General features: G+C 63.5%; 13 protein-coding genes. 5 read left to right on the plus strand and 8 right to left on the minus strand.

Features of this window, described 5'->3' with window-relative positions:
• Window positions 1-58 precede the first annotated feature (58 nt).
• Both JI749_RS03755 and JI749_RS03760 read right to left on the minus strand, forming a co-directional pair.
• Window positions 59-1,348 carry an ABC transporter substrate-binding protein gene (locus JI749_RS03755; RefSeq protein ID WP_201659268.1) on the minus strand — a complete coding sequence of 430 codons (1,290 nt, stop codon included), beginning with the start codon at window positions 1,346-1,348 and terminating at the stop codon, window positions 59-61.
• A 28-nt stretch (window positions 1,349-1,376) separates the two neighbouring features.
• Window positions 1,377-2,465: an ABC transporter ATP-binding protein gene (locus tag JI749_RS03760; RefSeq protein WP_201659271.1), complete on the minus strand. Its 1,089-nt coding sequence runs from the start codon at window positions 2,463-2,465 to the stop codon at window positions 1,377-1,379.
• 246 nt (window positions 2,466-2,711) lie between these two features.
• On the opposite strand from JI749_RS03760, the gene JI749_RS03765 reads away from it, so the two are divergent.
• Window positions 2,712-3,437, plus strand: a complete 726-nt coding sequence (locus JI749_RS03765) for a GntR family transcriptional regulator (protein ID WP_201659274.1) — start codon at window positions 2,712-2,714, stop codon at window positions 3,435-3,437.
• A 33-nt stretch (window positions 3,438-3,470) separates the two neighbouring features.
• On the opposite strand, the gene mnhG is transcribed toward JI749_RS03765, so the two are convergent.
• The 6 genes from mnhG to JI749_RS03795 are packed head-to-tail and all read right to left on the minus strand — an operon-like array spanning window position 3,471 to window position 9,380.
• Window positions 3,471-3,809, minus strand: a complete 339-nt coding sequence (gene mnhG / locus JI749_RS03770; protein ID WP_201659277.1) for a monovalent cation/H(+) antiporter subunit G — start codon at window positions 3,807-3,809, stop codon at window positions 3,471-3,473.
• Window positions 3,806-4,087 (minus strand): K+/H+ antiporter subunit F, encoded by a 282-nt coding sequence (locus JI749_RS03775; protein WP_201659280.1) that lies wholly within the window; start codon window positions 4,085-4,087, stop codon window positions 3,806-3,808. The genes mnhG and JI749_RS03775 overlap by 4 nt, the downstream gene beginning before the upstream one ends.
• Complete coding sequence (locus tag JI749_RS03780) at window positions 4,084-4,569, minus strand: Na+/H+ antiporter subunit E (protein ID WP_201659283.1); 486 nt, start codon at window positions 4,567-4,569, stop codon at window positions 4,084-4,086. Before JI749_RS03780 ends, JI749_RS03775 begins: the two co-directional genes overlap by 4 nt.
• Window positions 4,566-6,164: a monovalent cation/H+ antiporter subunit D gene (locus JI749_RS03785; RefSeq protein ID WP_201659286.1), complete on the minus strand. Its 1,599-nt coding sequence runs from the start codon at window positions 6,162-6,164 to the stop codon at window positions 4,566-4,568. The genes JI749_RS03780 and JI749_RS03785 overlap by 4 nt, the downstream gene beginning before the upstream one ends.
• 1 nt (window position 6,165) lies before the next feature.
• Window positions 6,166-6,501, minus strand: a complete 336-nt coding sequence (locus tag JI749_RS03790; RefSeq protein WP_201659289.1) for a Na+/H+ antiporter subunit C — start codon at window positions 6,499-6,501, stop codon at window positions 6,166-6,168.
• Complete coding sequence (locus tag JI749_RS03795) at window positions 6,492-9,380, minus strand: monovalent cation/H+ antiporter subunit A (protein ID WP_407644921.1); 2,889 nt, start codon at window positions 9,378-9,380, stop codon at window positions 6,492-6,494. Before JI749_RS03795 ends, JI749_RS03790 begins: the two co-directional genes overlap by 10 nt.
• Before the next feature lie 548 nt (window positions 9,381-9,928).
• On the opposite strand from JI749_RS03795, the gene rnk reads away from it, so the two are divergent.
• The 4 genes from rnk to JI749_RS03815 all read left to right on the plus strand — a co-directional run bounded on the left by rnk (window position 9,929) and on the right by JI749_RS03815 (window position 12,563).
• Window positions 9,929-10,336, plus strand: a complete 408-nt coding sequence (rnk, locus tag JI749_RS03800) for a nucleoside diphosphate kinase regulator (protein ID WP_201659295.1) — start codon at window positions 9,929-9,931, stop codon at window positions 10,334-10,336.
• Between the two features lie 115 nt (window positions 10,337-10,451).
• Entirely contained in the window at window positions 10,452-10,979 is a 528-nt protein-coding gene (locus tag JI749_RS03805) for a GreA/GreB family elongation factor (RefSeq protein ID WP_201659298.1), read from the plus strand.
• 12 nt (window positions 10,980-10,991) lie between these two features.
• The gene (locus JI749_RS03810; protein WP_201659302.1) at window positions 10,992-11,390 is read left to right on the plus strand and encodes a GreA/GreB family elongation factor; all 399 of its coding nucleotides are present in this window, start codon (window positions 10,992-10,994) and stop codon (window positions 11,388-11,390) included.
• A 90-nt stretch (window positions 11,391-11,480) separates the two neighbouring features.
• A complete protein-coding gene (locus JI749_RS03815) occupies window positions 11,481-12,563 on the plus strand; it encodes a PLP-dependent cysteine synthase family protein (RefSeq protein WP_201659318.1) in 1,083 nt (360 codons plus the stop codon).
• The last annotated feature ends 3 nt before the right edge of the window (window positions 12,564-12,566 follow it).

Genomic DNA, 12,566 nt, shown 5'->3' on the forward strand with positions numbered 1-12,566 from the left:
GGCATCGGAAGCATCGCGGGTGGGTGGCGCTCGCTCTGAGCCCACCCACCCGCTGGGTTTAGGCCGCGATGAACTCGTTCCAGCGGCGGACCATGTAGCGGTCTTCGTCCATCACCGAGTTCCAGCAGGCGACCTTGCCCATGCGCTCTTCGAACGAGCCGCCGTCACGTACGGCGCCGGCCTTTTCCATTACGGTGCCATCCGGCGCAACGATGTCGCCCTGGGCCGGCTTGCCCTCGATCCAGAAGCCCCATTCGTCTTCGGACATGTACTGCTTGGCCGTTTCCATGGCGGCGGAATAGTAGCCCTGGCGGTTGAGGTAGCCGCCGACCCAGCCGGATGTGTACCAGTTGATGTATTCGTAGGCCGCGTCGAGCTGGGCGCCCGACAGGTGCGCCGCCAGCCCGAGGCCACCGCCCCAGGAGCGGTAGCCTTCCTTGAGCGGCTGGTACTTGCATTCGATGCCCTTGGAGCGCACGGCGGCGACGGCGGGCGACCACATCGACTGGATCACCACTTCGCCCGAACTCATCAGGTTCACCGACTCGTCGAAGCTCTTCCAGAAGGCGCGGAATTGTCCGTCCTGCTTGGCCTTGATCAGGAAATCGATGGTCTTGTCGATCTCCTCGGTGGTCATGTTGCCCTTGTCGCCATAGGTGATGTTGCCCATGGCTTCCATGATCATGGCAGCATCCATGATGCCGATGGACGGCACGTTGATGATGGCGGTCTTGCCCTTGAAGGCCGGGTCCATGATATCGGCCCAGGTCGAGATCTCGCGGCCGACCAGGTCGGGGCGAATGCCCAGGGTATCGGCGTTGTAGATGGTGGGCACCATGGTGAACCAGCCGGTTTCGCCCTTGGCGAATTCCTTGCTGTCGGGCGAGTCGACAAAGCCAACGGTGTGCGGCGCGGTGCCCTGGGCAATCACGCTGTCTGGCAAGAGCTTGCCGGTTTTGAACAGCGGCACGATCTTGTCGTAGTAGGTGAGCTTGGACGTATCCATGGGCTGGATCACGCCGGTGGGAAAGACCTTCTTGAGGATCCAGTATTCAATATCGGCAATGTCGTAGCTGTCGGGCTGGGTGACCGCGCGCTGGGCGGCGGCGTCGGAGTCCGTGGCCGTCATCTCGAGGGTAATGCCGAGGTCTTCTTTGCACTTTTCGGCAATGGCGTTGAGGTTGCTGACGCCCGTACCGAACTGGCGCAGGGTGATGGGGTTCTGGGCCCAGATGGTCGGGAAGCCGGTGATGGCGCCCGAGCCGATCGCGGCGCCGGCGGCTGCCGCGACTCCGCCCTTGAGTACATTACGGCGGGAAATGCCGGATTTCTTGGTCGTCTCTGTCATAGCCTGATGTCCCTGTTTGCTGGCTTGATCATGAATTGGGCGTGCCCAGGATGATGGCGTCCTGGGCATCCCAATGGAGGGGCACCGCATCGCCGACCGCGACCGGGGTCGCGTAGAAGGCGGTATCGGTGATGATGGCGGTGAATTCGGTTATGCCGGCGCCTTCGATGGTGAGCTTCACGGTGGCGCCGCGATATTCGAGATTGGAGACGATCCCGGTAAAGCCGAGCCCCTTGACCGGGCTCTCGCCGATCCGGACGTGGTCTGTGCGAATGGCGGCATCGATATCGGCACCGACCGGCCGCGAAGCGCCCGAGGCCGAGAAGGTTCCCCCGCCGACAACATCGAACGTGACCAGCCCGTCCGGGCAGCCCACGACCTTGCCCGAAATGACGTTGTGGTCGCCCATGAAGCGCGCGACGAAAGCCGTGGCCGGACGCTCGAACACATCGCGCGGGCTGGCCGCCTGCTCGATGCGGCCATTGCTCATCACCACGATGATATCGGCCAGCGCCATGGCCTCTTCCTGGCTATGGGTCACATGCACGAAGGTGATGCCCAACTGCTTGTGGAGCTTCTTGAGCTCGGCGCGCATCCGGATCTTGAGAAAGGGATCGAGCGCCGACAGGGGTTCGTCGAGCAGCAGGGCCTCGGGGTCCGTGATCAGCGCACGGGCCAGGGCAACGCGCTGCTGCTGGCCGCCCGACAGTTGCGCGGGCTTGCGCGTGGCATAGGCTTCCATCTGCATCAGCTTGAGCATGTCGAGCGCCCGCGCCCGTCGCTCCGCCTTCTCGATACCCGCCATCTTGAGGCTGAAGGCCACGTTGTCGACCAGGTCGAGATGGGGAAAGAGCGCATAGGACTGAAACATCATGGCCGTGCCACGCCTGGCCGGCGGCAGATGCGTGACGACGCTCTTGCCCAGGACGATGTCGCCCACGGACACGCTTTCGTGCCCGGCGATCATGCGCAGCGTCGAGGTCTTGCCGCAGCCGGACGGTCCAAGCAGGCAGCAATAGCTCCCAGCGGGGATCTTCAAGCTGATGGAATCAACGGCGGTGGTCTTGCCATAAATCTTGGACACCGATGCGATGTCGATTTCGGCAGCTTTTGACATCCCGCGTCCCCCGTTCGTCGGGGTTGTCTATGCATCGCTCGTGCCAATTCGTCCGAAAACAAGTAACGCATTGTTTGGGCTAAGAATTTTCTCCACTAAGCAGATGGTCGATTTGTAAGCATGTTTACAAAATGCCTTCATTGTAGGCAGTGGCTGGGAAACTTGCCAAGATTGTATGCAATCATTCGGTTTAGTGTATGCGAGTTCTGGCTATCGCGGGGTCGCGATATTTTCTATGACTGGCACATGTCCCGCATATCCACCCCGTTTGACGTGCCCACCGATGTCGAGGATCGCGCCACCATGGTGCGCGACCAGCTGCGCGACGCCATCGTCGATCGCCGGCTGTCACCGGGCACCAAGCTTAATGAAGCAGAAGTCGGGTCCCTCTTCGACGTGAGCCGCACGGTTGTTCGCGCGGCTCTCCAGGCGCTCGCTTTCGAGGGCCTGGTCAAGACGGAGCGCAACCGTGGTGCCTTCGTCGCCAATCCGACGCCGGAAGAAGCCCGTCAGGTTTTCGCCTCACGCCGGTTGATCGAGCCAGGATTGGCCTTGGCAGCAGCAGAGCGCATCACGCCAAACGAAATCGCGTCGTTCCGGGAGCGCCTGGAAATAGAAAGCGGCCTGCTGCACCAGCGTGGTCCCACCGCGCGGCGTGCCGAAATTCATGCGTCCGGCGATTTCCACCTGCTCATGGCCGAGGTCGCTGGCAACGCCATCCTGCTGCGGTTCATGGAAGAGCTGGTGGCGCGCTCATCACTGGTCATTGCCCTCTACGGGCGCTCGGGCGCGTCCAGCTGCGGCCACGGCGACCACGCCGAAATTCTTGCGGCGTTGGAGCGGGGGGACGGCGAACAAGCAGCCCGACTGCTATTGGTCCACATCGACCACATCGAAGCCGATCTGGACCTCCGGGCCACCGCCAACCTCCCCCTGCGCGACGCCCTTGCCGCGGGCAAAACACCGGCCTGAACCAACGCTGCCTCGCCCATTTGCGCAGCGCGATCAGTCGCCGTGGCCGGGCACATCGTTGCCTTCGACGCGGTCCCGGAACAGGGTGGCTCTTGCCAGCAGCATGAGGGTCACGGGCGTGGTGACCGAGACGAAGGCGAAAATGGCCAGTTCGTGGACAACAAGGCGTTCGCGGGTGAGGCTGAAATAGAGTGCCGAGGCGAGCAGGACCAATCCCCCACCCATGCTGGTGCCCATGGTCGGCGCGTGGATGCGCAAATAGAAGCTGTCGAGTCGAACAAGGCCGAGGCAACCCATCATCGTCACCAGGCTGCCCAGAACGACCAGCAGCGACACCAGGATGGAGAGCCACAGTGGAAGGTCGTCGATCATTCGATCACCTCGCCTCGCATCAGGAATTTGGCCAGTGCAACAGTGCCGACGAAGCCGAGCAGTCCCATCAGCAAGGCCAGCTCGAAATAGACCTGGGAATTGGTGCGGATGCCCAGGGTCACCAGGAGCAGCAGGGCAACCACATAGAGCGCATCGAGCGCCAGGATTCGATCCTGCGCCCGTGGCCCCACGATCATGCGGAATAGCGTGCAAAGCATGCCGATGGCCAGCATGGTCTGGGCCGCGAGCAGGCTCCATTGCAGGATGGCAACGCTCATTGGAATATCTCCAGCAGCAGGTTTTCGTAGCGTGCCCGGATCGTCTCGACCCATTCGGTCTCATCGACGAGATCAAAGACGTGGATGAGTACGGTATTGTACACCCTGTCATATTCGAGCCAGGCGCTGCCCGGCGTGGCCGTGATGATGCAGGCCAGAACCGCCAGCCCGGTCGGACTGGTGAGCTCGAGCTTCATCCTGACGAAGCCCGCCTTGGGACTGGGGCGGGGGGTGAGCAGGACGAGCAGCACGGCAAGGTTGGATCGGACGATATCCAGTCCCGCCACGGCCACCAACTGAACGAGGCGATGCGGATTGCGGATCTTGACGCGATCGGTGGCCACCAGGCTCACCAGATGCGATGCCGCTATGGCAATTGCCCCGCCCAGCAGGATATGCCCGAGGCCGGCCGACTGCTGCATGCCCAGCCAGAAAGCCAGAAGCAGTGCAGCGACGAAGGGATGGGGGAGCAGGCGTCTCACGGTTGGGCTTCCCCCGGCAATATGGCGCCTGCATAGACGCCGGGGCCATGGATGACATTGACCGCGTCAAGGAAGAACCCCATCAGGGGCCCCGCCAGGAGGCTGATGACCACGCACAGGGCCAGCAGGCCAATGATGGGCGCCAGTTCCTGCCGACGCAGTTGCACCACCTCGCCGTCAGGCAAGGAGGCCCAGAATATGTTGATGCCGTTGCGCACCATTGCCACGAGCACCAAAAGACCCGACAGCATCAGGGCCCCGGTGAACCACCACGTCATTGCGGTAGGCGCCGGGGTGGCCTGGAAGGCGCCCGATATCATGGCGAACTTGGCAATGAAGCCGGGCAACGGCGGCAGGCCGGCCATAACGATGGCGGCAATAGCGAAGCACCAGCCCACAATGGCCGTCCCGGCCGGGATGGTCGGGCCCACTTCCTGGTCGTCGTCTGCCTCCTCCTCTTCATCGCCATAGAGTTCGAGCGAGACGGCGAGCACCTGTGCCTCCGAGGGCAGCATTTGGTCGATGACGTCCTTCAGCAGGAACAGCGCGCCGGCCGCCAGGGTCGCCACGACCACATAGAGCAGCGCCCCCGCCGTTACGGCCGGCTCGTTATAGGCCACGGCCAACAGCAGGGTGCCGGCCGACACGATGATGAGATAGCTGGCCAGGCGATCAAGCGCCTTGCAGGACAGTGCGCCGATACTGCCATAGGCAATCGTCGCCACCCCCAGCGCCATCATCACGTCTTGCCCAAACACGGCGCCCTCGGCGGCGCCTTGGCCGAATACAAGGGTCCACAGCCTGAGAATGGCGTAGAAGCCGACCTTGGTCATGATGGCGAACAGGGCCGCCACTGGCGGAGCCGCCGAGGAATAGGTGTTGGGTAGCCAGAAATGGAGCGGCCAGGACCCGGCCTTGATGAGAAAAGCCACGCCGAGCACTGCCGCCCCGGCCTCGAACAGGCCTCGATCGCCTTCCCGCATCAGGGGCACCGCCCTGGCAATGTCGGCCATGTTCAGCGTGCCGATAGTGCCGTAAATCAGCGCCATGCCGATCAGGAAAAGCGAGGAAGCCACCAGGTTGACCACGATATAGTGCATCGCCGCACGAACGCGATTGCGTCCGGCGCCGTAGAGCGCCAGTCCGTAGGACGCCGCCAAGAGCAATTCGAAGAAGACGAACAGGTTGAACAGGTCGCCGGTCAGGAATGCCCCGTTGAGCCCCATGGTGAGCGCGTGAAAGAGCGTGAAGAAGTGGCTACCGCGGCTGTGCCAGCGTGCCGATGCATAAAGCAGCGCGGCCAGTGAGAGGATGGCGGTGGTCAGCACCATTGTCGCAGCCAGCCGATCGGCCACCAGGACGATGCCGAAGGGCACCGGCCAGGCGCCCAGCGGATAGCTCCAGGCTGCGATGGCGCCACCCCGGGCCAGCGCCGAGAACAGAACGATGGCGGCGCAAAGGCCCAGCGAGCTGATGACGAGGTTGACCGCAAATGTATGGCGCCCGCGACGATGGTCGCCCAGCACCAGGTTGACGATCACGCCGGCCAGGCTGATCAGGATGGGCAGGATTGGCAGGTGGTTTACCCCATCCATGTCAATTCTCCCGGCCGTCGACATGGTCGCTGCCGCTGAGACCGCGCGCCGCCAGGAGCACCACCAGGAAAAGGGCGGTCATGGCAAAACCGATGACGATTGCGGTAAGCACAAGGGCCTGCGGCACCGGATCGGCATAGTCGGTCACCGCGCCAGCCGGCGTGGTGAGGATCGGAGCGGCGTCCATGCGGAGCCGGCCCATGGCGAGCAGGAACAGATTGACCGCATAGGACATCATGGACAGGCCGATGATGACCTGGAACGTTCGTGGACGCAGGATCAGGTAAACGCCCGAAGCCATGAGCACCCCGATGGCGAGGGACAGGGTCAACTCCATTTGCCTGCCCCCTCGCGGACCAGCGGCCGGACTTTGGCGGCCGGCTTGGGCTTGCGGATGGATTGGTGTGCCAGGGCGATCAACATCAGGACGGTGGCGCCCACCACCAGCGCAAATACGCCCAGGTCAAACAGCAGGGCGCTGGCCATCGGCACCTTGCCGATGAGGGGGATGTCGGCATAGGCGAAAGCCGAGGTCAGGAAGGGGGCACCGAACAACATGGCGCCCATTCCCGTCAGCATGGCCAGCGACAGGCCCAGAGCGATCCACGCCAGCGGCCGCACCCGCAGACGGTCCTCCACCCAACGCGTGCCGCCGGCCATGTATTGCATCACGAAGGCGAGCGACATGATGATGCCCGCGATGAAGCCACCCCCCGGCAGGTCATGGCCGCGCAGGAACATGTAGATGGCCATGACCACCACGGCCGGGAAAATCCAGTTCATGATGACGGCAGGGATCCTGAGGAAATCATCGACCGCATGTCGGTCGGGACGCTCATCCAGCGCGCGCTGCTGCTCGGGTGGCTCGGCGCTGTCGACCGCCGGCCGGAAGCGGCGCAGCAGCCCGAACACGGTCAGCGCCACGACCCCCAGCACCGTGATTTCGCCCATGGTATCGAAACCGCGAAAGTCGACGAGCATCACGTTGACGACATTGGTGCCACCCCCCTGGCTATAGGCATTGGCCACAAAGAAATCCGAGATGCCAGAGGGCGCGGGGCGGGTCATGATCGCGTAGCTGGCTATTGCAGCGCCGGTGCCGGCGAGCAGTGCAAGGCCGACGTCCCGCACCCGGCGGAGACGAATGCGCCAGCCGGCATCCTCGGCCTTGGGCAGTCGCTTTGGCAGCCAGCGCAGGCCGAGCAGGATAAGGACGGTGGTCGCGATCTCGACCAGCAACTGTGTCAGGGCCAGGTCCGGCGCGGAGAACCACGCGAAGGTCAAGCATGTCGCCAGGCCCGCTCCCCCCATCAGGATCATGGCAGCAAGCCGGTGAAACTTGGCCTGGTGAGCCGCCCCGATTGCGCTGAGGCCGCCCAGCAGCCAGACCAGGCCCAGTACCGGATCGAGACTGTCCGGCAGCGGCAGGCTGCCCAGGCGCGCCCAGCCGGCACCGACGCCGGCCGCCAGGGCCACCAGGATCACGATCAGGATCTGGGGCTGGAGCCTTGCGGTCCCGAACACCTTCACGACCTTGGCGGCCCATCGTCCCGTTGCGGTCACCAGCAATCGCTCGAAGACGCGCTGGCCCTTCAACCGACGGAAAAACGGCACCCCCTCGATGTCTCTCAGCCGCCGAAAATAAGGGACGTAGATGACCGCGCCGCCCACCAGGGCGACCACGCTCATCACGAGCGGCAGGTTAAACCCATGCCACACGGCGAGACTGTAATAGGGCGTTTCCTCGCCCAGCACCGATTGGACCGCTGCCGCCAGATAGGGACCGATCGTCAGACCCGGGATCATGCCGACCGCAAGGCATGCCAGCACCAAAATCTCGATGGGCCGGCGCATCAGGGCAGGGGGCTCGTGCGGTACCCGGTCGAGTTCGGTGGGCGGCGGGCCGAAGAACACGCCATGCACGAACTTGATGGAATAAGCGACGGCCAGCATGCCGGCGATGGTGGCGCCGATGGGCAGCGAAAGGTTGACGAAGCCGTTGGGGTCGAACTCGGCCGTCTCGGTGAAGAACATCTCCTTGGAGAGGAACCCGTTGAGCAACGGAACGCCCGCCATGGCGCCGCTGGCGATAATGGCGAGGGCTCCCGTGAACGGCAGGTATTTGCGCAAGCCGCTGAGCTTACGAATGTCGCGGGTGCCGGCCTCATGGTCGATGATGCCGACGGCCATGAACAGCGAGGCCTTGAATGTAGCGTGGTTGGCGATGTGGAAGATGGCGGCTACGGCCGCCAGGGGCGTTCCCATGCCCAGCAGCGTCGTGATCAATCCCAGATGGGAGATGGTCGAATAGGCCAGCAGTCCCTTGAGGTCGCGTTGGAACAACGCGCTATAGGCACCGAAGATGAGGGTCACCAGCCCCGTATAGGTCACGACCCAGAACCAAAGGTCCGAATCGGACATGACGGGCCAGAAACGGGTCATCAGGAAAACGCCGGCCTTCACCATGGTGGCCGAATGGAGGTAGGCGGACACCGGGGTCGGGGCCGCCATGGCATTGGGCAGCCAGAACTGGAACGGAAACTGCGCGCTCTTGGTGAAAGCCGCGAACAGGAACAGCATCAGTGTCAGCGGATAGAGCGGACTCTCGACGATGCGGTCGCCCGATGCCAACACGACATCCAGTTCGTAGCTACCCACTATGTGGCCAATCAGCATCATGGCCACCAGCAGCGCCAGTCCGCCTGCCCCGGTCAGGATCAGCGCCATGCGAGCGCCGTCGCGGGCGTCGCTGCGGTGGTACCAGTAGCCGATGAGCAGGAACGAGACGAGGCTGGTCAGCTCCCAATAGATGGCCAGCTGGATGATATTGCCCGACAGGACCAACCCAAGCATGGCACCCATGAAGGCCAGCAGTAGCGAGAAGAACCGGGCGATCGGATCCTTGGGCGACATGTAGTAGCGGGCATAGGCCACGACCAGCAGGCCGATCACCGTGATGAGGATGGAGAACAGCCATGCCAGGCCATCCATGCGCAGCGTCAGGTTGAGGCCCAGCTGGGGGATCCATTCGATGCGGTGCACCACCGCGCCACCACCCGCGACCTGGGGAAACAGGGCGATCGTAACGATGGCAAGGACCGCTGCCACGCTGCCCGCGATCCAGGCCGAGATATTCGTATCTGCCCGCGGCAGCGCAATGACCACCACGCACGACAAGATCGGCAGCAAGCACAGCGCGGACAGGGCCAGGGGGATAGCAACGGACAGCAGCGATCGTTCCTCTTTTGGGAAAATGGCACTCTGGAACACGCGACTGCGCTAGACAAGGCGTCGATGTGACGCCCCGCAAGTTGCGCGAACGCACTTTCGTCATGGCGGCCGTCCGTGCCTACCGGCAGGCGTTTTGCTAGATTGGCAAGTAATGTCGCGGCTCAGACTGTAGTCTGAAGTATAGATCGCTTCGCCCGCGCACGGCATTTCATTTCGAACCAAGCAAGCGAAATGTTCTACGAAGGGAAATTCGATACCTGAAATCTCTTACGGACAAGGACCGGCTGGCTTGCTCCGCGGCACGTCTGCTTGACTTAATTTTTTCCCCGCCTATCTTGAGCGCATGAACCCGTTTTTCAACATCCTCCACGCGATTGCTCGCCGGGCGACACCGGTCGAAGGATAGTTGCCCCTAGGCTTGCGTGCGTAATCGCACGCCAGGCTTAGGGTTAGGGATCATTCCACATCACATCATCACCACCATCAGGCGGGCTTCATCGGCTCGCCCGCGCCAGTACATGCGGAGGCAGACCATGCGCACTCACACGCTTAGACCCCGGATCACGGTTGGCCGGTCCGAGCACCAGCAGCTTCTTGCGCTGGCCGTTTCCGGTAACGGAAGCGCGGCGGAAAGCCTGTGGGCCGAAATGGATCGCGCCCATGTGGTGGCCGACGTCAAGGTTCCTGGCGACGTCGTGCGGATGGGCTCCAGGGTCCGGTACCGAACCGAAAGGGATGACGAAATCGAGGTGACGCTGGTGTTTCCGGTTGCTGCCGACATTTCCGAGGGCAGGATCTCGGTGCTGACACCCGTCGGCGCTGCCCTGATCGGCTTGCGGACCGGTCAGTCCATCACCTGGGAGGCCCGCGACGGGCGACGGCACGCGCTCACGGTCCTGGCAGTCCACCAGCCTCATCAGGCACCGGTCGAGGTCCAATAGCGATGCCGCACAGTCAAAGCAGGCTCCGCCAATACCGGTCGGCGCCCCTGGTCCGCTAAGCACAAGCATCCGGACCAGGGGTAGCCAGCCCTTACCTTCTGTTTCGGAGATCATCATGACCGATGGCAATGCCGTCATACTCACAGCTCGAGATCTCACCCTGCTCGAGAGCCTCGTCCACGATTGGGGGGAGCCGTTTCCGGGTGGCTACGAGCAGATAAGGCGCAAGCTCGCCGATGCGACGGTGGTGTTCCCCGAGGACCTGCCAGCAGGAGTGGTGGCGCTCCATAGCCGCGTCCGCTTTCGCGTGGGGACCGGACTGGCGGAAGAACGAACGATCGTCGGAGGCCCGAGCGAGGCCGTCTACGGCATGACCCTGACCTTGGCGTCCCCCAGGGGCGTGGCCCTGATCGGTGCTGCGGTCGGGCAAGCTGTGCGGGCTCTTCGTCCTGACGGCTCGTCCGAACTCATCGTGATCGACGCCGTGCCGTACCAGGCGGGACGACCGCGCGCCGCAGGCGGGCTCAAGATCGTGTCGCTCCAGGAGTGGGTCCATCGGCCACAGGTCGTTGCATCCGCCGCCTTCGTGGGCACTGCGTCCCGCTTCGGCGATGACGATGACCCGGGGCCAAGCGCGGCCTAGTTGGAGGTTGAAATGGGATTGTTCGGACCAGTTCTCCCGCCCATCATGGTAGGAGAAGCGGACCGCCATGCGCTGGTGGTCCTTGCCTTGGGTGGCATCGGCCACACCGCGGACCAGGCGGACGACCTGCTCTACGAGCTGGGTCGCGCCGCGGTAGTGCCCGACGACGCCTTGCCGACCGATGTGGTGCGCATGGGCTCCGAAGTGGTCGCGCGCATCGACGGCGGAGACGTCCGATACGTCTCGCTATCATATCCGGACGACGTCGGACCCAATGGCCTCTCCATCCTCTCTCCACCCGGAATCTTGCTTCTGGGCCTCCGTGCCGGTCAGTCGATGACGTGGACGGACCGCGACGGCAAAAAGCACGAAGTTCGCGTCCTCGCGGTGAGCAACCGCGGACTTGGGTAGATGTGGATGCTGCATCGCCGTCGCGTTTACGTACTTCCGCCTGGGTCGGTTGGATGTAGGATGGGTTTCCAGTTGCAAGGGAGAGGCAAGATGGCGTCAGAGACAAGAACGACCAAGGGACGGGGACGGCTTTACGAGAGCATCGTCGAGACGGTGGGCGATACGCCGACGATCCGCATCAACAATCTGAGCGTGCCGGGTGTCACGATCTATGTGAAGGCAGAGTTCTTCAACCCGGCGAGTTCGGTCAAGGACCGGCTGGCGCTCAATATCATCGAGGCGGCCGAGCGCAGCGGCGCGCTCAAGCCGGGACAGACCGTGGTGGAGGCCACCAGCGGCAATACCGGCATTGGCCTGGCCATGGTGTGTGCGCAGAAGGGCTATCCGCTCGTCGTGACCATGGCCGACAGCTTTTCCATCGAGCGGCGCAAGCTGATGCGCATGCTGGGCGCCAAGGTGGTGCTGACCCCGCGGGCGCAAAAGGGCCTGGGCATGTATAACAAGGCTGTCGAATTGGCTGAGGCCAATGGCTGGTTCCTGGCGCGCCAGTTCGAGACCAGTGCCAATGCCGATATTCATGAGGCCACCACGGCGCGCGAGATCATCAACGACTTTGCCGGGTCGCGGCTCGACTATGTCGTGACCGGCTATGGCACGGGCGGCACGGTGACGGGCCTGTCGCGCGTACTGCGCCGGGAGCGTCCGGAAACCAGGATCATTCTCAGCGAGCCGGCCAATGCGCAACTGCTGGGCAGCGGCCAGGCGCAGGAACGCAGCGCCGAGGGTACGCCGACGGCCAGCCATCCGGCTTTCACGCCACACCCGATCCAGGGCTGGACGCCGGACTTCATTCCCCTGGTGCTGCAGGAAGCTGTCGACGGCGGCGGATATGACGAACTGATTCCGGTCGCCGGGCCGGATGGGATGGAATGGGCCAGGCGCCTGGCGCAGAAGGAAGGCATTCTCACCGGCATTTCGGGTGGATCGACCTTTGCGGTGGCGCAGCAGGTAGCCGAGCGCGCCGCGCCGGGCTCGGTTATCCTCTGCATGCTGCCCGATACCGGCGAGCGCTACATGACGACGCCGCTGTTCGAAGCCATCCAAGCCGATATGGATGCGGAGGAATTGGCCTTGTCGATGTCGACCCCGGGATATCAGCTGCCGCCAGCCTGACCT

The sequence above is a fragment of the Devosia oryziradicis genome (genome assembly GCF_016698645.1).
GTDB classification, from domain to species: Bacteria; Pseudomonadota; Alphaproteobacteria; order Rhizobiales; family Devosiaceae; genus Devosia; species Devosia oryziradicis.